The 21,120-nt window shown below is 63.8% G+C and carries 15 protein-coding genes, 1 tRNA gene and 1 riboswitch; of the genes, 3 read left to right on the top strand and 13 right to left on the bottom strand.

Annotation, left to right across the window (positions count from 1 at the left end):
* Nucleotides 1-94 precede the first annotated feature (94 nt).
* Complete coding sequence (locus AB656_RS01445) at nucleotides 95-1,597, bottom strand: sensor histidine kinase (protein ID WP_033503304.1); 1,503 nt, start codon at nucleotides 1,595-1,597, stop codon at nucleotides 95-97.
* Nucleotides 1,598-1,761: 164 nt separating this feature from the next.
* Between AB656_RS01445 and trhA the strand changes: the two genes are divergently transcribed.
* Nucleotides 1,762-2,658, top strand: a complete 897-nt coding sequence (trhA, locus tag AB656_RS01440) for a PAQR family membrane homeostasis protein TrhA (protein ID WP_052122805.1) — start codon at nucleotides 1,762-1,764, stop codon at nucleotides 2,656-2,658.
* A 90-nt stretch (nucleotides 2,659-2,748) separates the two neighbouring features.
* Here trhA and AB656_RS01435 read toward each other — a convergent pair whose 3' ends face one another.
* From AB656_RS01435 to AB656_RS01380, 12 genes are all read right to left on the bottom strand, one after another.
* Nucleotides 2,749-3,228 (bottom strand): GreA/GreB family elongation factor, encoded by a 480-nt coding sequence (locus AB656_RS01435; protein ID WP_033503302.1) that lies wholly within the window; start codon nucleotides 3,226-3,228, stop codon nucleotides 2,749-2,751.
* 219 nt (nucleotides 3,229-3,447) lie between these two features.
* On the bottom strand, nucleotides 3,448-3,855 hold the full coding sequence (locus AB656_RS01430) for an FKBP-type peptidyl-prolyl cis-trans isomerase (protein WP_033503300.1): 408 nt from the start codon (nucleotides 3,853-3,855) through the stop codon (nucleotides 3,448-3,450).
* A gap of 86 nt (nucleotides 3,856-3,941) precedes the next feature.
* Nucleotides 3,942-4,024 (bottom strand) — tRNA-Leu (locus tag AB656_RS01425).
* A 26-nt stretch (nucleotides 4,025-4,050) separates the two neighbouring features.
* Complete coding sequence (locus tag AB656_RS01420; protein WP_033503298.1) at nucleotides 4,051-5,070, bottom strand: Ppx/GppA phosphatase family protein; 1,020 nt, start codon at nucleotides 5,068-5,070, stop codon at nucleotides 4,051-4,053.
* Between the two features lie 87 nt (nucleotides 5,071-5,157).
* On the bottom strand, nucleotides 5,158-5,760 hold the full coding sequence (locus AB656_RS01415) for a DUF501 domain-containing protein (protein WP_033503364.1): 603 nt from the start codon (nucleotides 5,758-5,760) through the stop codon (nucleotides 5,158-5,160).
* A gap of 50 nt (nucleotides 5,761-5,810) precedes the next feature.
* Nucleotides 5,811-6,389, bottom strand: coding sequence for an FtsB family cell division protein (locus AB656_RS01410; protein WP_051905231.1), 579 nt, complete (start codon nucleotides 6,387-6,389; stop codon nucleotides 5,811-5,813).
* A 97-nt stretch (nucleotides 6,390-6,486) separates the two neighbouring features.
* Nucleotides 6,487-7,782, bottom strand: coding sequence for a phosphopyruvate hydratase (gene eno / locus AB656_RS01405; RefSeq protein ID WP_033503295.1), 1,296 nt, complete (start codon nucleotides 7,780-7,782; stop codon nucleotides 6,487-6,489).
* 90 nt (nucleotides 7,783-7,872) lie between these two features.
* Nucleotides 7,873-11,436, bottom strand: coding sequence for a transcription-repair coupling factor (gene mfd, locus AB656_RS01400; protein ID WP_033503294.1), 3,564 nt, complete (start codon nucleotides 11,434-11,436; stop codon nucleotides 7,873-7,875).
* On the bottom strand, nucleotides 11,426-12,025 hold the full coding sequence (gene pth / locus AB656_RS01395; protein WP_033503293.1) for an aminoacyl-tRNA hydrolase: 600 nt from the start codon (nucleotides 12,023-12,025) through the stop codon (nucleotides 11,426-11,428). The genes mfd and pth overlap by 11 nt, the downstream gene beginning before the upstream one ends.
* Nucleotides 12,026-12,100: 75 nt before the next feature.
* A complete protein-coding gene (locus AB656_RS01390) occupies nucleotides 12,101-15,358 on the bottom strand; it encodes a UPF0182 family membrane protein (RefSeq protein WP_033503292.1) in 3,258 nt (1,085 codons plus the stop codon).
* A gap of 54 nt (nucleotides 15,359-15,412) precedes the next feature.
* Complete coding sequence (locus AB656_RS01385; RefSeq protein ID WP_033503291.1) at nucleotides 15,413-16,585, bottom strand: glycosyltransferase family 4 protein; 1,173 nt, start codon at nucleotides 16,583-16,585, stop codon at nucleotides 15,413-15,415.
* Nucleotides 16,582-17,214, bottom strand: a complete 633-nt coding sequence (locus AB656_RS01380; RefSeq protein WP_033503289.1) for an NAD(P)H-dependent oxidoreductase — start codon at nucleotides 17,212-17,214, stop codon at nucleotides 16,582-16,584. The genes AB656_RS01385 and AB656_RS01380 overlap by 4 nt, the downstream gene beginning before the upstream one ends.
* 180 nt (nucleotides 17,215-17,394) lie before the next feature.
* Nucleotides 17,395-17,554: riboswitch (M-box (ykoK) riboswitch) on the top strand.
* A 294-nt stretch (nucleotides 17,555-17,848) separates the two neighbouring features.
* On the opposite strand from AB656_RS01380, the gene AB656_RS01375 reads away from it, so the two are divergent.
* Both AB656_RS01375 and AB656_RS01370 read left to right on the top strand, forming a co-directional pair.
* The gene (locus AB656_RS01375) at nucleotides 17,849-19,618 is read left to right on the top strand and encodes an ABC transporter permease (RefSeq protein WP_033503288.1); all 1,770 of its coding nucleotides are present in this window, start codon (nucleotides 17,849-17,851) and stop codon (nucleotides 19,616-19,618) included.
* A gap of 108 nt (nucleotides 19,619-19,726) precedes the next feature.
* Nucleotides 19,727-21,103, top strand: a complete 1,377-nt coding sequence (locus tag AB656_RS01370; RefSeq protein ID WP_051905230.1) for an ABC transporter ATP-binding protein — start codon at nucleotides 19,727-19,729, stop codon at nucleotides 21,101-21,103.
* Nucleotides 21,104-21,120 lie beyond the last annotated feature (17 nt).

The raw sequence follows: 21,120 nt of genomic DNA, 5'->3' as shown, positions 1-21,120 counted from the left end.
GCTTGTAAGCAACCTTATGGAGGGGCTTGGCGATAGAGCATCGCCAAGTCCCTCCATTTCGTATGTCTTGGTCCGTCGCAGCAATCGACCGCGCTCAGAGGCTCTTGTCGCCAGTCTTCTGGGCCACGCGCAGCTTGATGTTAATCACCACGCGGGTGCCGCCATCGCGGCGAGGCCCCCAGCGCACCGTGCCACCGAAGTCGTTAGTCACGAACGTGTTAATGATTTGCGTGCCAAGTCCCGAACCGGATGGGCGGGCCAACCCAGCCTTGGATTCCGTGTCGTAGCCATTGCCGTCATCCTCGACCACGACATTCAGGTTATCGCCTCCGCGACCTACGGAAATCGTGATGTGACCGCTCTTGCGGCCCTCGAAACCGTGCTCGACCGCATTGTTGACCAGCTCGGTCAGCACCAGCGACAGGGGCGTGGCGTCCTGGGCCGGCATCATGCCAAACTTGCCGATGTAGGATATGGCGATTTTCTGGTCGGAGGTGGTCGCCAGGTCCACGCTGAGCTTCAGCAGGTTGGCTATCACCTTGTCGAAGTCGACGATCTCGTCGGCGGTCTGGCTCAGCCCCTCGTGCACAACCGCTATGGTCTGCACCCGCCGCTGGGCTTCCTCCAGCTCCTTGCGCACCTCCTCGGACTTGGTCCGCCGGCTCTGGAGCCGTAAAAGGGCGGAGACTGTTTGCAGGTTGTTCTTGACCCGGTGGTGGATTTCGGAGATTGTGGCGTCCTTGGTCTGCAATTCCTTCTCCCGCCTTCTTAACTCGGTCACATCCCTGCACAGGACGATGCCTCCCACACGCCCTTCCTTGCCATACAAGGGCAGGGAGCGCATGGAGACGGCGGAACGGTTGACCACTAGTTCAGAATCGACGGCCGCCTTGCCGGTCAGCACCAATGGCAGTGACTCAGGCAGGGGGTCGTTCTGTTGAATCAGCGAAGTGCCGATCTCGCTCAGGTACTGACCGGGCATGGTCTCGACCGATCCGAGGCGGCGGAAGCAGGAGATGGCGTTGGGCGAGGCGTAGCGCACAATCCCATCGGCGGTCAGGATGATGAAGCCGTCGGCTACGCGCGCGTTATGGCGCTGGTTCAAGACCGAGTCCGAGTAGGGGAACCGCCCCCGGGTAACCATATCGAACAAGGCCTTGCCGGCGTTGATGCTCTCCCCCTCGTAGCGGCCGTTTGATTCGCGGGTGGCCATGTTCGTCTCCCTGGCCACCAGCCCCAGGGTCTTCCCTTGGTGGCGGATGGGGGCGTAAACGTCGCAGACCGTAACTTTGCCAATCGTGCGCATCTTGTTGGAACGCAGGACTTTCTTCGAGTTCATGGCCGTGTCCAACTCCGCTGTGCGGTCCTCGGGCAGCAAGTCGCCTACGACATCCTCGGTGAGCAGGGACATGACCGTGGAGGGTCGGCACTGCTCAGCGACTACATAGCGCCCATCCTTGCGCCGCAGGAGGAGCAGCAGGTCCGCAAAGCTCAGGTCGGCGATCACCTGCCAGTCGGCCACCAGCAAATGAAGCCACTCACGGTCGGCTTCGTCGAAGTCCTGAAACGTGGAGAGAATCTCGGAGAAATCAGCCATACCTTCATCATAGCGAAAGGGGTCCGGCCTGCCAGACCCTCTCGCCGTCAGGTGAGCCAGCCGCGCCAAGGTCTGAACCCGCTGAACGGGGTCCGGGATAGACTGGTGGAGAGGGAGACGGGCGCGTGGGCTCAGGGGCCGTGCGCCATGGTTGAAGGAGCGCGATGGCGAATCATCCCCAGGAGCAGGGCGGTCAACGGGTTGCGGCCCAGCGTGAGCAGCGCCGGTTGGGGCTTCCCGATGCCCGCCAGCAAGCCCATCTGGCCCGGGGGGACCGTATGAAAGCCAATGCGGATGCGGCGAGGGACAAAGCTCGGGACCGAGCCTCACGGATCATCCAGGCGGGCGACCTCAAGGCCGCCAAAATCGAAGGCATACCTGCACGGGGAATCGCACGTAAGGTCCGGCTGGACGTGCACGGTCGCCCTAAGCCCTTGATGCGCGGCTGGATTCATGCAGCCGCCAGTCCACTAGCTCTGGCCTCGGGCATCGTCTTGATTTGTATCGCGCCCGGTGTTGGGATCAAGTGGGCTTGCGTGGTCTTCATGCTCTGCTCGCTGGCCCTGTTCGGCAATTCCGCCCTTTACCACCTGGGCGATTGGTCACCAAGGGTCACCGACATCCTGCGACGCTTGGACCATGCGAACATCTTCCTTTTGATCGCCGGGACCTACACGCCGGTCGCCTTCGCCCTGGACGGTTTCTGGCGGCGGGTCATCCTGGTTGGCATCTGGTCGGCCACCATAGTAGTCATGTTCATCCACGTGGTCTGGATTTCCGCCCCACGCTGGCTCTACACCACGGTTTATGTGATTTTCGGCGTTGCGGGCGTGGCCTTCCTGGGCCTCTTCTGGAAGTCGCCGTCCGCAGGCCCTGCGGTCGTCTGGCTCCTTATCGCCGGCGGCTTGTGCTACATCGCCGGCGCCGTCGTCTACGCCCTGTGCAAGCCCGACCCCTGGCCCAAAGTCTTCGGCTTCCATGAGATCTTCCACAGTGGCACTGTAGCCGGCTACGCCTGCCATGTGGTAGCCATCTACCTTGTCGTATGCCAGCTCAGGTAGCCTTGGGGCCCCTGAGCCAGCCTCACGCCTTGGTCAGGCGGCACCAGCGCGGGGCCCCAAGGGAGCCGGGGGAGGCGGAACCTCAGTGCCTCACTTGAGCGGCTGGGCATCCTTGATGTCCACGCTGATCTCCTTGCCATTCGGCGCCTTGTAAGAGACCTTATCGCCCTTCTTATGGCCCATGATGGCCGCGCCAATCGGGGATTCCGGGCTAATCACGTCGTAGTCGGTGGCCACGGCGATGTCGCGTGAGCCCAGCACATAGATTTGCTCGGACCCGGCCAGCTCCAGCGTGACAACCGAACCGTTGCCGACCATCCCTGCCTTGGGGGCTTTCAGGATCTTCGCGTTGCGCAGCTTGACGATCAGCTCGTTGATGCGCCCCTCGTTCTTGCCTTGCTCCTCACGGGCGGCCTGGTAACCTCCATTTTCGCTCAAATCGCCTTCAGCCCGCGCGGCGGCGATGCGCTCGGTGATCTCATCGCGGTACTCCCCCTGCCGGTGTTTGAGCTCATCTTGGAGCTTGTCGTACGCTTCCTGGGTGAGCAGGATCGTCTCTTCCTCAGCCATCTTATTCTCCTTTACTATTCACGGTTTTGTGAGCGCCTCCCCCTGCGGAGCTCCGGCGCCCGCGCCATAGGCGCGAACGCTGTAGATCTTGATTTCCCTTCTTGGCCTATGCTTCATCGAGTGCCGCTGGCGCTGGACGCTCGGCAGGTGCGGCTGTGCACAAGCCGGGCGCATATAAGAAAAAGCGCCGGCCCTGACCGGCGCTTGACGGTCGGAGCGTCAACGGGTCGATATGATGTCGATCACGAAGACGAGCGTGTCTCCCCCACCGATGCCGGCCTGGGGCATACCCTGCGGCCCATAGCCGTACTGGGAAGGAATCGAGACCAAGATCCGGGAGCCCACATTGTGACCGGGCAGGCTCTGATCCCAGCCTTTAATCACCTGACCCACGCCAATGGCGAAGGAGGCGGGCTGATGACGGTCGAAAGAGGAGTCGAACGGCGAGTCCGAACCCCATACCAGGCCGTGGTAGTTGACGGTGACCGTATCGCCCTTACGAACGAGCGGCCCGTCCCCTTCCACAAGCTCCACGACTTTCAGGCCTGCGGGGGCTTCGCCCTCGAATTCGACCGTCGGGTACGCACCGAAATCTGCGTTAACCCGCGGCATGCCTTCTGCTGTCATGTCTGTCCTCCGAACTAGTGAGCTCACCCTAGGGTATCGGCTCTAAGTGTAAGTTACAAGTCATGGACCCGCTAGGACCCCGCTCGTGCCCCGGGTGGGAATCGAACCCACACACCCGCGAGGGCGGCGGATTTTAAGTCCGCTGCGTCTACCGTTTCGCCACCGGGGCTCGCCTCACCTTGGCCACTATACCCTTCAGGCCGAACAGGAACGCGCCCGTTCAGCCAACAGCCGTCGGCCCAGGTCCAAGACCATCCCATCCAGGAGCCCATGCTCGGAGGCGACGAAGCCCGTGCCCAGGTCAGGCGCCTCCTGACGCAGACGGTCCAAGAGCTGATTCAGGATCAGGGCCCCGCCGCCGATCACATCGACGCGCCCAGGGTGGATGGCTTTGAGCTCAGCCCGCTGGCTTCGGCTCATGGCCAGGACCCGGCGGCCCGCCTCCTGAATGTCGGCCATGCGCACCTGAGCCCCGTCCACGATTTGGCTGTCGTAGGTTTTGAGGCCCAAGGCCAGGGCGGCCATAGTGGTAACAGTTCCTGAGACCCCGATCAAGGTGCGTACCCCTCCCACCGGCACTTGCTTGAAGGCCTGGTCGATGTGGGCGTCCACATCCGCCTGGGCTGCGCGGATCTGTCCAGCAGCGGCTGGGTCGGATTTCAAGTGGCGCTCGGTCATGCGCACCGAACCGATGTTCATCGAGTAGGAGGCCTGGGCCTGGTCGGCCGGCGCCTGACCACCATCGCCGCCAACCACCAGCTCGGTCGAGCCGCCGCCCAGGTCGACGACCAAATACGGGGCCGGGGACATGTCAGCTGGCTGCCGACGGGCCTCCAACACGCTCACCGCGCCCAGGAAACTCAGCCTGGCCTCCTCGGACCCAGCGATCACCTCCGGCCTGACCCCCAGGATGTCTTGGATGCCGTCCTCGAATTCCGACCGGTTCTCAGCGTCCCGACTCGCGGAGGTGGCGACGAAACGCATGGCATCCATCTGATGACCTGCGAGAATCCGCGCGAACTCCCTGGCTGCGACCCAAGCGCGTTCCAGAGCCTCCTGGGAGAACCGGCGGTGCTCGTCCACGCCCTCGCCCAAGCGAATCACCCGCATGGTTCTCGGCAGCAGCGGGTGCAGGCCCGCCTCATCCACCTGAGCCAGCATGAGCCGGATCGAATTGGTCCCGCAGTCCACTCCAGCCACTGTCACCGCATCCATGCCTGGCGCGCTCCCTTCCTCGTAGCCAGCTAACGCCGGCCCCGCAACACTTTTACCTTGTGGTCCAGTCTGTCCAAGCCAGGCGGTCTACCGCCCCTCTGGACCGGCGCCCTGCCCTTCCGCGCATCCCCAGGGACGCTCACAACGACAGACGACGGGATCGAAGAGCCCCTTGACCTCCGCCAGCGTTTGATCGCCCACAGGGTTGACCCCCTCCCCCATGACCAGGGACTGGGCGACCAAGGCATGCAGGCACTTGACCCGACTGGGCATCCCACCGGCCGAAACACCTTCGATATGGCTCTCATCGTCGCCCAAGCCTTGTGCCAGGGCCCGGCGGAAGGCCAAGTAGGTGCGGTGGGCACGCCCGTATCCAACGCGCAGGTCCTCGTCTTGGGCCAAGGCCTCGTTCCAAGCGGCCATCCTGCCCTCGGCCTCAAGCTGCGAGACAGCTTTGACCGCCTCAGGGGCGGTCAGATAGCAGGTGGTCGGAAATGGGATGCCACCCGGCAGCAGGGGCCTGGTAATCACTGCCAGCGGGTTGCCGCAGACGCAGCTGGCGCCCACGGCCACAATGCCCCGCGGGTAGCGACCCAGCTCCTTTTCCACGCGCTCGATTTGCTCTGGGCTGGCCCGGTGGCTCAAAGCCCGACCGACCAAGTCTTCAATCGCCTCGACGCTCAGGGCCATGACCTCGACCCCATCAATCGATGTGTTTTCGCTCGCCCCCGTATTCGCGCTCAACGCTGGTCCTCCCGGCCGCTATCGCTGGCTCCCCCCGGACTGGTCCGCCCCTGGCCGCCGCTATCCGACTGGGACTGGGTTTGAGTCTTGGCCTGGGCCGATGCGTCGGCCTTGCCTAGAGAATAAGCCATCTCACGGTACCAGGGCAGGGGGGGCCTGACCTGGCCTTTGTCCGAGGGGCTCGTGCTCTTGCTCTTGGCGCTGGGCACCTTCCCCCCTATGACGGATTCCGGGTTGAGCACCCGTATCGCCTGCTCGCCGGGGAAAACGAACCCCAGCCGATCCCTGGCCTGCGCGGTGACGTAAGCCTGGTCGTTCCATCGGGCTATGTCGTTCTCCAACTGGCTCTTCTGCGCAACCAGGGTCGCCTGCTGGTTCTTCAGACCGTTAAGCTCGGAGAGGTTCACCGCATAGGTGTGGAAAGTGGAGACCAGCTGGATGGCACCGATGAAGACGATGATCAGACTGATGCACAGGGAGACTGGGCTTCTCCCCCGCTTGCCGCCTTTACGGTCTTGAGAACCGCTGACGCCCGCTGATGCCCGCTGTGAACGCGGAAGGCTTGCTTTGGTCATACCCACAAAAATACCCGTGGCAGCCGACTCGGCGAGCCACGGGCGAACACGACCGGTGCCCCAACACCATCACCGTGAGGCACCGGTCTCGGAAGGCTTACTTCATGTACTGCTTGCAGGCCTTGAAGGCGGAGTAACCCGCGTACTCAGCGGTGGAGCCCAGCTCCTCCTCGATCTCAAGCAGACGGTTGTACTTGGCGATGCGCTCACCACGGGCCGGAGCACCGGTCTTGATCTGGCGGGTGTTCTTCGCCACGGCCAGATCGGCGATCGTGGTGTCGGAAGTCTCGCCGGAACGGTGGGAGACCATCGAGGTGAAGCCGTTGGCGGTGGCCAGCTCAATCGCGTCGAGGGTCTCGGTGACGGTGCCAATCTGGTTGAGCTTGACCAGGAGGCTGTTGGCGGCCTTCAAGTCGATGCCCTTCTGTAGGCGCTTGGGGTTGGTCACCAGCAGGTCATCGCCGACGAACTGCAGGCGGTCGCCCATGGCCGCGGTGATCTTCTGCCAGGCAGCCCAGTCCTCCTCAGCGAAGGGATCCTCGATGGAGACCAGCGGGTACTTCTCCACCAAGCCCTGGTAGTAGTCCAGCATGTAGTCGGCGTCGCGGTCCTCGCCGTCGAAGTGGTACTTGTCCTTGTCCTTGCTGTAGAACTCGGAGGAAGCCACATCCAGGCACAGGCCAATCTGCTTGCCGGGCTCGTAACCGGCGGCGGAGATGGCGTCCATGATGTACTTCAAAGAGTCCTCGTTGGACTTCATCTTGGGAGCGAAGCCGCCCTCGTCGCCCAGTCCGGTCTCGTGGCCATCCTTCTTCAGGATGCCCTTGAGGGTGTGGTACACCTCGACGCCTGCGCGCAGGGCCTCACGGTACGAGTCGAAGCCGTAGGGGGAGATCATGTACTCCTGGATGTCCGTGGCGAAGTCGGCGTGGGCGCCGCCGTTCATGATGTTCATGTTCGGCACCGGGAGGATGTGGCCGTTGGTGCCGCCGAGGTAGCGGTAGAGCGGCAGTTCGGCGGACTCGGCGGCCGCGTACATAGCGGCCAGGGAGACGCCCAGGATGGCGTTGGCGCCCAGCTTGCCCTTGTTGGGGGTGCCGTCGAGGGCGATCATGGTCTCGTCCAGCGCGCGCTGGTCGGAAGCATCCATGCCAATGACGTTCGGGGCGATGGTCTCATTGACGGCCTTGACCGCGTCCAGGACGCCCTTGCCCTGGTAACGCTTCTTGTCGCCGTCGCGACGCTCCCAAGCCTCGGCCTCGCCGGTCGAAGCGCCGGAGGGGACCAGGCCACGGCCTTCCGCGCCGTCTTCGGTCTCAAGAATCACCTCGACGGTCGGGTTGCCACGGGAATCAAGAATCTCGCGTGCGTACACGCTTTCAATTGCTGCCACAACTGCTCCTTTATGGTTACAACTCTGTTGTGTTGACACTTCCAGGTTAGTGCCTTTGATGGACGAGGGGCAAGGAAAACGTGTGAGCGCTCACAATGCTTCTGACGCTTGCGTTTTAGGCTCATGCTTATAGGCCAAGTCATCGAGGAGGCGGTCGGTCCACTCCAAGATCTGCTCCGAATCCATGGGTTTAGCGCCCAGGCCGCCAGCGAACGGAGCGGGTACTTGGAGGACATGTGTGACCGCATGGTAGCGCGAGCCCTTGTAGAGACGGGAGATGCGCATCTGAAGGGATTCGGGCATGTCAAGCTTGCTGACGCGCACACGCGAGGACTGACCGTTGATCTCACTGATGCCCAGGGCCCGGGCCTTGGAGCGCAAGCGGGCCACCGCGAACAGGGTCTCGAACTCGGTGGGCGGGGGGCCGTAACGGTCGCTCAACTCCTCATACAGGTCTTGCAAATCCTGCTCGTCCTGGGCGGAAGCCAGCTTACGGTATGCCTCCAGCCGCAGTTTGTCCGAGTCGATGTAGTCAGTGGGTATCGAAGCCTCCAGCGGCAGATCGATCGAGACCGAGACCGGTTCTGCACGTTCAGGCTCCTTATACTCATCGACGGCCTGGGAGACCATGCGCACATACAGGTCGAAGCCCACGCCCTCGATGTGGCCGGACTGCTCTGAACCCAGCAGGTTGCCCGTGCCGCGCAGCTCCAGGTCCTTCATGGCCACGTCGTAGCCCGATCCCAGGGCCGTGTTCTGAGCGATCGTGGTCAGGCGGTCGTGAGCGGCCTGTGTCATCGGCTTGGCCGGATCATACAGGAAGTAGGCGTAAGCGCGCTCCCGCCCGCGCCCCACGCGCCCGCGCAGCTGGTGGAGCTGACTCAAGCCGAAACGGTCCGCCCGGTCCACCAGAAGCGTGTTCGCATTAGGGATGTCCAGACCGGTCTCAACGATCGTCGTGCATACCAGCACGTCCACGTCCCGGCGCCAGAAGTCCCGGATGACCGCGTCCAGCTGCTTCTCCCCCATTTTGCCGTGGGCCACGGCCACCCGGGCCTCGGGCACTAACTCATGGACCTTGGCCGAGACCTTCGCGATGTCCTCCACACGGTTATGGACGTAGAAGACCTGGCCTCCGCGTAGGAGTTCGCGCCGGATCGCGGCCGTCACCTGCGCGTCCTCGTAGGCGCCCACGTAGGTCAGGACCGGCAGACGGTCCTCGGGCGGTGTGACCAGGGTGGACATCTCCCGGATGCCGGTCACCGCCATTTCCAAAGTCCTGGGAATCGGCGTGGCTGACAGTGAGAGCACGTCCACGTTCGTGCGGATGGCCTTCAAGGTCTCCTTGTCTTCGACGCCGAAACGCTGCTCCTCGTCGATGATCATCAGCCCAAGGTCCTTGAAGCGGATCTTCGGATTCAGGAGCTTGTGGGTGCCGATCACCACGTCCACAGTGCCGTCAGCCAGGCCCGCCATAGCCTCCTTGTTCTCTTTCGGGCTCTGGAAGCGGCTCATCTGCGCCACGGTGACCGGGAAGCCCTCGAAGCGCTCGGTGAAGGTCTGATAGTGCTGCTGGACCAGCAGAGTGGTGGGCACCAGCACAACCACCTGCTTGGCGTCCTGAACGGCTTTGAACGCGGCCCGTATCGCGATCTCGGTCTTACCGAAGCCTACATCCCCGCAAATCAGCCGGTCCATAGGCACTGGCCGCTCCATGTCCCGCTTGACCTCATCGATGGCGGTCAGCTGGTCCGGGGTCTCCTGGTAGGGGAAGGCGTCCTCCAGCTCCTTCTGCCAGGGGGTGTCTGGACTGAAGGCAAAACCATGGGTCCGCTGGCGGGCCGAATAGAGCTTGACCAGGTCATCGGCGATCTCGTGGACATGCTTCTTGGCCTTGGCCTTGGTCTGCGCCCAGTCCGAACCGCCGAGCTTGTTGAGCTTGGGGGCCTCCGAGCCTATATACTTGCTGACCTGGTCCAGCTGGTCGGCTGGCACGAAAAGCTTGTCAGCAGGGCCGCCGCGCTTGGATGGCGCGTACTCCAGGACCAGGTACTCGCGGGTGCCCTTGCTTGCTTTGAGCCCTACCTGCCGCTGGCGCATACCCAGGAAGCGACCGATGCCGTGGGCTTCATGGACCACATAGTCGCCGGGCTTGAGCTCGGTCAAGTCAATGGCCTTGCCTCGACGCTTGGCTGACTTAGGGGGCGCGACCACCGAGGAACGACCGGTCAAATCCCGCTCGGTCAGCAGGGCCAGGTGGGCTGCGCCATCGACGAAACCGTCCGTGGCAAGGGAGCGCACATAGTCCACGCCGGCGGCACCGGTCGCCTCGACCGCCCGCTTCAGGCGGCTCAAGGTCCCTTGCCCGGCGGCGGTGACCACCACACGATCGCCGGTCTTCAACAGGCCCTCGATGCCTGAACGAGCCTTGTCCTCATCACCGCGGAACTCCTGCGGCGCCTGCGCGGACAGGGATTCGCCCTCACCCACGACCGAGTCGGCGTTGAAGTCGGTGAGGGCGATGAGCTGCCGCGCACCAGAGCCCAAGGAAGCGACCGCCTCGTCGTAGTCGATGAAGGAAGCCTGGTCGAAGCAGATCGGAGCGCCGGCGCCATGGCCGGAGGCGGCCACGTGCCAGGAGGCGGCCAGGAACTCGTTGGCGGTCTTAGCCAGGTCTTGGGCCGATCGGCGCAGGAGCTCAGGGTCGGACAGGAAAACGACGGCCCGGCGTGGCAGGAGTGATTCGACCGTGGCCAGCTGGTCCACCAGGGCCGGCAGCAGGGATTCCATACCCTCCACCGGGATGCCCTCGGCGATGGATTCCAGCATGTCGTCCGCGTTGGGGATGCGCCCCTTGAGGGACGCGGCGCGCTGACGGACTTGGTCGGTCAACTCCAGCTCCCGGCAGGGGGTGGCCCAGACCTGCCCCAGGTCGTCCCCGTAGGTGCGCTGGTCGGAGGCGTGGAAGGAATGAATTGAATCGACCGTATCGCCAAAGTACTCGATGCGCGCCGGATGAGCGGCGGTGGGGACGAAAACGTCAAGGATGCCGCCGCGCACCGCGTACTCGCCGCGGTTCATGACCAGGTCCGCCCGCGTGTAGGCGGCGCGCTGGAGACGGCTGGCGGCTTCATCCAGGGGCAAATCACGCTCCGTTCGGAAGACCAGGGGTTCCACCTCGCCCAGGCCCTGAACCACCGGTTGGATCAGGGAGCGCACTGGCATGACTAGGATGCGGATATGGCCGAAAAGCTCGTCATCCTCCTGGGGGTGGGCCAGGCGGCGGAAGACGGCCATGCGGCCGGCCACCGTATCGGCCCGAGGGGAGAGCCTTTCGTGGGGCAAGGTCTCCCAAGCCTGCAGGAGCGCGATATCACGAGCGTCACCCGGGTACCAGGAGCGCAGGGCGGATGCCATTTCTTCAGCGTCTCGGCCGGAAGGCACGACGACGATGACGGTGGAAGACCCCGCTGCCGCAGCCGCCAGGGCTGGACGAATCCCCGACGGCGCCTGGAGGACGATGCTCCCATCGGGGCGCTCCTCTCCGGTTTCAATCCGGCCGCCAGCCAGATGGTCGAATGCGGGGTCGGCACGCAAGACCTCCAATAGGGGGGCCAGGGAGCCATCCAACCGCTGGGAGCGATCATCGGCCATTGAAGCGCTCCTGAGCCTGGGCCACGCCCTGGGCCATGACCGTCTCCACCGCATCAGCCCCATCAGCCAGGAAGTCATCCAAAAGGCTGCGCTGCGCCGGGGAGAATCGCCCCAGGACCCAGTCGACCGTGCGTTCGTGGGCTCCGGGCCCCCGCTGGGCGTGGCCGACGCCAAGACGCACGCGCGCATAGGCGTTGGTCCCCAGGGACCGGTCGATGGAACGAATGCCGTTATGACCGCCGGCTGAACCGCCGGCTTTGACCTTGATGCGGCCGAAGTCCAAGTCCATGTCGTCGTGAATGACGACTATCCGCTCTGGGACTATGTCGTAGTAGGAGGCGATCGAGGAAACTGCGTCGCCCGAATCGTTCATGAAGGTCAGCGGCTTGGCCAGGAAGAACTTCACCGCCTGCCCGTCCAAGCGCATGACCCCTTTGCCCAGTTGGGCCAAACCCTTGTGGTCAGTAAAGGGGACGGACCAGCGCTCGGCCAGCACATCGGCGCACATGAAGCCCATGTTGTGACGGGTCCCCTTGTATTTGGAGCCTGGATTACCCAGGCCGGCGACCAGCCAGAATTGCGAAGCCATGCGCGCTCACTTCCGTTCGAGGTACTGCGAACCTTGAGCATTGTACACAGCTTGCCTGACCTGCGCCGGCCGGCTTCATCCCTGCTTCTCAGCTTCCAAAGCCTTGTTCAGGGCCTCCTTGAGCCGGTTCTGGGCTTCGCCATAGGCGCTGAAGTCGCCGTTCTTCAGGGCGGCGTCGGAGTCCTTCATCGCTTGGTCGGCGTCCGACAGGGATTGCTGGAGCGCCTGGGAGCCACCAGCGCCCTGCTTGGGCGAACCCTGCTGAGGCTGCTGGGATTGCTGGCCTGGTTGCTCCTGGTTCTGACCGGTGCCGCCGTCGGGACTGGACTGGCTGTCGTCCTTGCCGGCATTGGCCGCGTCGCCGGCCGAGGCGCCGGAGTTGCCTTTGAAGGTCTTATCCAAAGCCGCGTCCAGGGTCGCCGCCGAGCTGACCTTATCTCCGAAGGCCACCAGCACCCGCTTGAGCAAGGGGAACGAGGTGGCGCCCGAGGACTGCACATAAACCGGCTGGATGTAGATGAGGCCGTTGCCCACCGGCAAGGTCAGCAGGTTGCCGCGCTTAACCTTGGTCGAGCCTGATTGCAGGAGGTTCAGCTCGGTGGAAATCGCCGCGTCCGAGTTGAAGTTGTTCTGGGCCTGGCCCGGGCCTGGAACATTCGAGTTCTTGGGCAGCTCCAGGAGGCGCAAGGTCCCGTAATCAGGGCCGATCCGCCCCCGCTGCCGACCTGCGTCCGAGTCCACCGACAGGAAACCGGTCAGAATCTCCCTCGTGGATGTGCCGGCAGGAATGTAGGTGGAGGTCAGGGAGAAGGTGGGCGATGAGGTACCGGGGGTCTGCATGGTCAGGTAGTAGGGCGGCTGCTTGACGCCGTTCCTTTGTTCGTCATCCGTCCCAGTCGGGTCCACAGGGGTCTGCCAGAAGTCCTCGCCGGAGAAGTACTGGCTGGCCTGGTTTACATGGTACTGGGAGAGAAGCTGGCGCTGGACCTTGAACAGACTCTCCGGGTAGCGCATGTGGCTCATCAGGTCGCCTGAAATCTCGTTCAAGGGCTTGTATTGACTGGGGAAGATTTTCTGCCAGGCCTTCAGGACCGGGTCTTTGGCATCCCATGCGTACAAGTCCACCGACCCGTCGTAGGCGTCGACGGTGGCCTTGACCGAATTGCGTATGTAGTTGGCGTTCTGGGAGCCCAGGCCCTTGACAGCCTGGGAGCTCAGGGTCGTGGTGTCCTGGGTGATGGGGCCCAGGTCCACCTTTTGCGAGTATGGGTACATGTCGGAGGTGGTGTAGCCGTCCACGATCCACTTGACCCGCCCGCCGACCACAGCCGGGTAGACGCGCCCGTCCAGGGTCAGGTAGGGAGCCACCTTGGCCACGCGCTCCTTGGGACTGCGGTCGTACAGGATTTGCGAGGAGGGGGTCACCCGGTCGGAGAAGAGAATCTGGTCGGAGCCGAAGCGGATCGAGTAGAGCAAACGGGTCATGAAATTGCCCACCGAGGGGCCGCCGTTGCCGGTGAAGGTGTTCGTGGCGCCGTTGGAACCCGTCGGATAATCGAACTCCCAACCCTTGGTCCTGCTGCCGTTAGGCGAGCCGACGATTGAGTATTCGGGCGCGTTGGGTGAGAAGTATATCCGGGGCTCGTAGTGCTCCTGATCAGTCAGCTTGCCATGGGTGGGGATGTCTTGCTCGAAGAATTCGGGCTGGCCATCGGCGGTGAGCTTATTGCCGTAAGCGGCCACAACCCCGTAGCCGTGGGTGAAGACCGTGTGGTCATTGACCCAGTTGCGGTTGTCGTTGCCCTCCAGGTCGAGCTCGCGGGCTCCGATCACTGTGTCTTGGCTGACCCCGTCGATCTCATATTTGTCGACGGCGAGGGTGTCCTCGAAGGTGTAATACTGCTTGGACTGCTGGAGTTGCCGGAAGGTGGGCGACACCACCTGCGGGTCCAAGAGGCGGATCTGGGCTGTGGTGTCGGCGTCCTGAGCCAGTGCTCCCGGACGCACCTGGGTGGTGGCTTGGTACTGTTGGGTCTTCAGCCGTTTGAGCCCATAAGCCTCAGAGGTGGCGGCGATGTTGCGCTGGATGAACTTGGATTCCATCTCCTGGGCGTTGGGGCTCACCCGGAAGCGCTGGACCACCATCGGCCACACGCCGGTCAGTAGGATCGCCGCGACCACTAGCGCGCCGATGGCTGTGGCCGGCAGGCGCCACTGCTTAAGGGCCTGACCCGCCGAGTTGGCGGAGGAACGGCCCTCTCCCAAGGTCTTGGCCGTCAACAGCCACACTCCCAGGATGATGCCGACCAAAGCCACCAGTACGGCCATGATCAAGGTGACGGGGATGTTGGCGTTGACCGAGGTGTAAGAGGCGCCGGTAATCTGGGAGGCGCCCGCCGCCTGGTCGCCCTGCTCGGTCAGGCGGTCGAAAACGCCCAGGGCTATATTGCCGGCCCAGACCAGCATAATCAGGATCAGCCAGGCAGCCAGCTGGTGGCGGGCCTTGCGGGTCATCTCGACGATTCCGCGCCCATGCACCGGCATGGTGAGGCGCACGCCACCCATCAGGAAGTGGGTGATCAGCGAGAACAAACCCGCCAGCACGACGATCAGCAAGAGGGCGGAGGCCAGGAGCTCCAAGCCAGGCAGGGTGAAGACATAGAAGCCGTTGTCCAGGCCGAACTGGGGGTCGGTTGCGCCGAAGGACTGGCGGCTGAACAGGAGCAAGACCTGGGTCCAGTCGGCATTGAATTGGAAGCCGAAGATTACGCCCACGGCGAGGGAGACCAGCCCGGCGATCCTGCGGGCCCGCTTAGAGGAGACCCCGTGGCCCACTTCGATCAGGTCGCCCTTGATGCGGATCGTGGAACCGTCCGGCGAGTCTGGCCTGGCTCGGATGGCCAAGGCGGCGGAGCACAGGGTGACCAAGGCCAGGACCAGGGCGTAGGCCAGCCAGAGGCCGACTTTAACCCCCAGCTGGGTCCAAATCACTCGGGCGGCACCCAACTGGGAGTACCACATCAAATCGGTGATGAAGCGGGCGGTGGCGAACAGGAGAATGACCAAGGCCACAACCACCCCGACCGCGACCATCGTGATCTTCGACCCCCGGCTCAGGCCTGGGCCCGAAGAGGGCCTGCGATTCAGACGGGGCATGCGAGGCATGCCAGGGCCGCCTGGCCCCCGCCGACCGCCTGACCCCTCTCGCGGACCGGAGCGACCGTCCTCCTCGACGTTAAGGATGACGAAATCATCGTCCGAGCGGCCCGGCCGGCGAGACCGAGGGTCCCGATCGGGGTCGAACATGGCGCCGAACATATCAAAGAAGGACATACGCCAAGCTTACATGCAGGCGACGTCCTTTCCGAAAGCGGGGCACCGGCGTCTTCAGTCCCTCCCCCGGTCCGCCAGGGCCCGGGCATAGACCCCCTCGACCTGGGCGGCCACGGTCTTGACGTCGTAGCGTTTCAGCAGGCCACGTTCGCGCCGGGCCAAGGCCTCGGACCAGGCGGGTTCGGCGAGGGCCCGGGCAATGCGCTCGGCCAGGGCCCGGCCCGGTTGACCACCCTCGTCGCCGACCGGCACCAAGGCGTCCTCGTCATCCAGGAGCGTGGAACGATATCCCGGGTTGTCACCGGCCAAGGAGAGCGCTGCCCCGGAGGCGATGGCCTCCAGCAGGACAATGCCGAAGGATTCCCCGCCGGTCGAAGGGAAGACCGCCAGGTCAGCTGAAGCCAGCAGGGCCGGTTTGTCTCCTTCCTCGATGAATCCGGGGAACTCCACCGGGGTCCTGAGCTCCTCTGCCCGCCGTCGGCATTCCTCCAGCAGGGGGCCTTTACCGGCCATCGTGACGTGCAGCCCGGGGGGAAAGACTTCGGCGGCCTCGCCCCAGGCCAGGGCGTCCAGCAGGGCCCTCGCCCCCTTGCGTGGCACGAACCGCCCCAGGAAGACCAAGTGCGGCCCTTGGCCATGCAGGCGCTCCACCCGCTCGCGTCCCACGGACCTTCCCCGCTCCTGCAGGCCTGTCACGTCCACCGGATTAGGTATGACGACCCCTCGCACGCCAGCGGTCAGCTGGGCATAGCGGGCCGCGACCTGCGAGACCGCGATGACCTCGTCAATCAAGCGGTGGCTGCGGCTGTTGATGGCCCCCAGGGCTTTGCCAGCCGCCAGCTGGACCCGAGTATCCACCGCGATGTGGTAAGTGGCCACCAAACCGGTCCTTGGGTCGGCCCGCTCCAACACCCGACCCGCAAGCAAGGGGCTGTATGGGGCCTGGACATGGAGGATGTCGAAGGGGCCCGCCGCCAGGGCACGGCGAATGGCATCGCCCGGGGCCAACAGAGGGATACGCATACGGTTGCCGTTAAAGGAGACCTGCACATTTCGGCTCAGCGGATGCACATGCCTGACCGGTGGATGCTCGGTCTGCCCCACTAAGTAATGGACCTCGTGGCCCCGGCGCTCCAGTTCACGCCCCAGGGTCAGAATGTGCTGCTGCACGCCGTCGAACGCGTCCAGGCTGTCGTCGAAGACAAAACCGACCTTCAGCGGCCTCATGCCCGCTCGCCGACCTTGGACGCCCCGCCTTCCACAGCCAGCTTCCGCCCCATCAGGGTGACACGAATCAAACGATGCTTGATTTCCTCACGCACCTGCGGGTCATCGTCACCGCTGGTCAAGCGGTCGATATAGACCTTCTCGATGTCGTCCACACCGCAGTAGCCGTTCAGCGTGCGCTGGACCAGCTGGGTGTCGATCGCCGCGTCCACCCCGTCGGAACGGAAGCGGGCCTCCTCTCCCCCGCACAGCATGATCAGCCTGACCTTCTTGCCTGCCAAGGCCCCAGGCGTACCGTCCGCATGGTAGGCGAACCGGCGGCAAAGCACCCGGTCGAAGAAGCCCTTCATCAGCGCAGGCAGGGAGAACCAGTAGATGGGAAAAACAAAAGCCAGCACATCGGCGTCCGCTATCCGGTTCTGCATGGCCGCCACATCAGCAGGCAGGGGACCCTGGTCCAGGTAGTGCAGGCGGTCCTCCATCGAATAGACCGGATTGAAGCCCTCAGCGTAAAGATCGATTAAATCAGTGTCGGCGCCAGCCTCAGCCGCACCGTCCAGGAAGGCGTTGCCCATCGCCTCGGTCAGGCTCCTCGGCTCAGGGTTGGCGGTAATTGCGACGGCTTTCATGCCGGGCCTCCTTATGCGCAATAGGACTGAAAACGCTGCCAGCGGGCCCGTCAGGCAATCCGCCCAGCCGCCCGTACCAGGCACCATTGTCCGCTCAGGCGCAGACCTGCCGCCCCTGCAGACCGCCCTTACACCCTGCGGACGACGATTTGACAAGCCTAGCCAGGACCTTTATCTTAGGGGTGCAGTCGGTAGGCGAAGCTACCACATGGACATGGGTTGCTGCCGCAAAGGAATGGAGACACTCCGCGCTGGTCAGCAGTCCCCGTCGAATCAAGGCGGGGACTAACGCAATCCCGAACGCCATGCGAAGCCGAAGCTTGAACGACCGGAGTCTCAAGGAGCTTAAAGCCCCACCTCCTATGCCGTCCTCAAGAGCCTACGCAGACGTCAGGCAGTCAGCATCGGAAAGGAGGCGAGGCGTATGGACGACGTTCCGCATCACAGTAATGGCCGCATGGCGGCATCAGTCGGCACCAGCGCTTGCATTCGTCCGTATCAACCGCAAGCCTTATCGCGCTTCCCTCTTCCCCCGCACCTGGCCTACCGGTAGCAGCGAGCCGCCTAAGGGCTGGGCGAGCTTAGCCGGTCGGTTGTCGCGTGAGGCCGTACAGGAACGAGAAAGAGACTGCTTATGACTCCGTTTACCAATCCCATCCGCGGCCTGTCCTCCGCTCCGACTGAGCGCAGCCAGGCTTCCCGTCGAAGCCGCCTGGTCTCCAGCGTCCTCGTCGCCATCGGCGTACTGGCCTTCTTTGGCGCGTTGGGATACCTCCTGCCCGCTCTAGGCGCGCCCATAGGCCCCCAGGGCATCCCCGAGCACATCTCCACCGACGCCAAGTACCTGCCCTATTACGCCATGCGCTCGGTCCTGCGCATGTTCCTCGCCCTGTTCGTCTCCCTGGTCTTCTCCTACATATACGGGCTGGCGGCTGCCAGGAGCAAGCGGGCGCGCGCGATCCTGATGCCCTTGCTCGACATCCTTCAGTCCGTACCCATCCTGGGTTTCCTATCCGCCACGATCTCCATCTGGCTGGTGCTCTTCCCCGGTTCGATCATGGGCGTGGAGGCGGCCTCGATTTTCGCCATCTTCACCTCGCAGGCTTGGAACATGACCTTCTCCTTCTACGGTTCATTGCTGAACGAGCCCACCGAGCTGGACGAGGCGGCGCGTTCCCTGCGGCTGACCCGATGGCAGCGGTTCTGGAAGCTGGACGTGCCTTATTCGATGATCCCCATGCTTTGGAACTGCATGATGAGCGTGGGCGGGGGCTGGTTCTTCCTGACCGCTTCCGAAATGATTTCGGTCAATAACCGCACTATGGCCCTGCCCGGCATCGGCTCCTACGTAGAGGAGGCCGCCGGCCAGAAGGAGCTGGGAAAGGTGGGCTTGGCGATCGTGACGATGGTCGTGGTGGTGCTCCTGATCGACTTCCTCCTGTGGAAGCCGTTGACCGCTTGGGCGGAGAAGTTCCGCATGGCCGACAGCGAATCGACCGAGCCCAAGCGCAGCATCGTCCTGACCGTCCTGCGCCTATCAGGGATCAGCGACCTGCTGGGCCGGATCGGCCGCCCCATCAGCGGATTCCTGGACCGTCTGACCCGTCCGCTGGGGGTCACGGGAGGCCACTGGTCAACAGGGCAGTACCGGAGGCGGACCCTGTTCTCCAATGGCCTGTATGCCGTGGTCCTCGGTCTCCTCGGCGCATGGGGCCTGTTCAAGCTCTACCAGCTGGTCGTACCGGCCTTAGGCTTCTCGGAGGTGGGCCACGTCTTCGTCCTGGGCTTCCTCACCATGCTCAGAGTGACCCTGCTGATTATCGTGAGCTCAGCCATTTGGGTGCCAATCGGGGCCATGATCGGCTTGAACCCCAAGCTCTCCCGCATCCTGCAGCCAGTGGTGCAGATCTGCGCCTCCTTCCCCGCCAACTTCATCTTCCCCTTCGTGACCATGTGGTTCCTGGCCTGGCATATCGACATCAACTGGGGGTCCATCCTGCTGATGGCCCTAGGCACCCAGTGGTACATCCTGTTCAACGTTATCGCCGGCGCCTCGGCCATCCCCGATGACCTGCGGGAGATGTCACGCTCCTTGCGCCAGCCAGCCTGGCAGCGCTGGAAGACCCTGATCCTTCCTGGGGTCTTCAACTCCTGGTGCACCGGAGGCATCACCGCGTCCGGCGGCGCCTGGAACGCCTCAATCGTCTCGGAAGTGGTCTCCTATGCCAAGCACACCCTGACCGCCACCGGCGTGGGCTCTTACGTAGCCGAAGCCACCGCGGTGGGCGACACCCCCAGGATCATCGCCGGCGTAGCCGTCATGAGCGTTTTCGTGGTCGCCCTGAACAAGGTCTGCTGGTCCCCTATCCAGGCTCTGGCTCAGCGCCGCTACGCCATCACCTAAGCCAGGCAGCCGCCGCCAGCCGCGCGACTTGAGCGCTCCGACCCACGCGGACGAGCCGCACAGACATATTGACTGAATTCCCGATGAGAACTTGCAGGGAGCACCATTATGGAGAAAATAACCAACATCATCGAAGCCCGTCATGTCAATAAGGAGTTCGAGTCCGACCAGGGCAATGAGCTCAAGGTCCTAGACGATATGTCCTTCACCCTGCACGAGGGGGAAGTCGTAGCCATCCTGGGCCGCTCCGGCGCGGGCAAGTCCACCTTCCTGCGCATCCTGGCGGGACTGATCCCGGCCAGCTCAGGTTCGGTGACCTACCGGGGACACGAACTGGACGGCCCCAACCCGGGCGTGGCCCTGGTCTTCCAGTCCTTCGCCCTGATGCCTTGGCTGACCGTCGAGGCCAACGTGGAGCTGGGCTTGCAAGCCCGGGGCGTGCCCAGAGACACCCGCAAGAAGCTGGCCCTGGCCGCAATCGACTCAATCGGCCTGGACGGCTTCGAAAGCGCCTACCCCAAGGAGCTCTCGGGCGGCATGCGCCAGCGGGTTGGCATCGCGCGCGCCCTGGTCTTGAAGCCCGACGCGCTCTTCATGGACGAGCCCTTCTCCGCCCTCGACGTGCTGACCGCGGAGAACCTGCGCCAGGAGGTCCTGAAGGTCTGGTCCTCCGAGTCCGACTCGATCAAGTCGGTTCTCATGGTGACCCACAACATCGAGGAGGCCGTGCAGATGGCCGACCGGGTCGTCGTACTGGGCTCCCACCCGGGCCATATCATCGCCGAGGTGCCGATTACGCTGCCCCGTCCTCGTGACAAGCAGTCCGACGAGTTCCAGACCACGGTCGACTACCTCTACGCCGTGCTGACCGGCCGCTCCGACAAAGGCGACATACGGCGCAAGCTCCAGTCCAAGGTCCGCGACAAGGAGGCGATCAATAACTCGGTGCGCGAGGAAGAGATGGGCAAAAAGGTCTTGCCCGACGCCACCCCCGGCGGGCTCGCCGGCCTGGTCGACGTAATGTCCGAGCATCCTGACGGCATCGACATGGCGGACCTGGCGGCCAAGCTCAACTTCGAAGTGGACGACCTCTTCCCATTGATCGACGCAGGGCTCCTGCTGGGCATCTTCGACGCCGACAACGGCCATGTGAGCCTGACCAAGCTGGGCCGCGACTGGCAGCATGCGGACATCTTGCAGGCCAAGGAGATGTTCTCCTCGATGATTCTGGAGCATGTGCCGCTGGTACGCGTGATCGACCGCGCCTTGAAGAATTCGGAGAGCAAGACCTTGCATGGTTCGCTGATCCTGGACCTCCTGCGCTCCCACCACTCTGACAAGGAGGCCGTCCAGCAGTTCGAGACCGCGATCAGCTGGGGCCGCTACGGCGAACTCTTCGACTACGACGCGGATGACGACCGCCTGACCCTGGACCCGGAGAACAAGGCGCCCGCCACGGTCGGCGAGGGCGATGACCGGGCCTGACGCCACGGACTAGCATG

Origin of the sequence: Bifidobacterium actinocoloniiforme DSM 22766 (assembly GCF_001263395.1) — a bacterium.
GTDB lineage: Bacteria > Actinomycetota > Actinomycetes > Actinomycetales > Bifidobacteriaceae > Bombiscardovia > Bombiscardovia actinocoloniiformis.
The sequence above is the reverse complement of the archived record's forward strand: the minus strand, read 5'-3'. Positions and strand labels throughout refer to the sequence as shown.

Bases quoted from the DNA above. Each gene is read 5' to 3' on its own strand.
- AB656_RS01445 (WP_033503304.1), bottom strand. From the start codon at position 1,597: ATGGCTGATTTCTCCGAGATTCTCTCCACGTTTCAGGACTTCGACGAA.
- trhA (WP_052122805.1), top strand. From the start codon at position 1,762: ATGGCGAATCATCCCCAGGAGCAGGGCGGTCAACGGGTTGCGGCCCAG.
- AB656_RS01435 (WP_033503302.1), bottom strand. From the start codon at position 3,228: ATGGCTGAGGAAGAGACGATCCTGCTCACCCAGGAAGCGTACGACAAG.
- AB656_RS01430 (WP_033503300.1), bottom strand. From the start codon at position 3,855: ATGACAGCAGAAGGCATGCCGCGGGTTAACGCAGATTTCGGTGCGTAC.
- AB656_RS01420 (WP_033503298.1), bottom strand. From the start codon at position 5,070: ATGGATGCGGTGACAGTGGCTGGAGTGGACTGCGGGACCAATTCGATC.
- AB656_RS01415 (WP_033503364.1), bottom strand. From the start codon at position 5,760: ATGGCCCTGAGCGTCGAGGCGATTGAAGACTTGGTCGGTCGGGCTTTG.
- AB656_RS01410 (WP_051905231.1), bottom strand. From the start codon at position 6,389: ATGACCAAAGCAAGCCTTCCGCGTTCACAGCGGGCATCAGCGGGCGTC.
- mfd (WP_033503294.1), bottom strand. From the start codon at position 11,436: ATGGCCGATGATCGCTCCCAGCGGTTGGATGGCTCCCTGGCCCCCCTA.
- pth (WP_033503293.1), bottom strand. From the start codon at position 12,025: ATGGCTTCGCAATTCTGGCTGGTCGCCGGCCTGGGTAATCCAGGCTCC.
- AB656_RS01390 (WP_033503292.1), bottom strand. From the start codon at position 15,358: ATGTCCTTCTTTGATATGTTCGGCGCCATGTTCGACCCCGATCGGGAC.
- AB656_RS01385 (WP_033503291.1), bottom strand. From the start codon at position 16,585: ATGAGGCCGCTGAAGGTCGGTTTTGTCTTCGACGACAGCCTGGACGCG.
- AB656_RS01380 (WP_033503289.1), bottom strand. From the start codon at position 17,214: ATGAAAGCCGTCGCAATTACCGCCAACCCTGAGCCGAGGAGCCTGACC.
- AB656_RS01375 (WP_033503288.1), top strand. From the start codon at position 17,849: ATGACTCCGTTTACCAATCCCATCCGCGGCCTGTCCTCCGCTCCGACT.
- AB656_RS01370 (WP_051905230.1), top strand. From the start codon at position 19,727: ATGGAGAAAATAACCAACATCATCGAAGCCCGTCATGTCAATAAGGAG.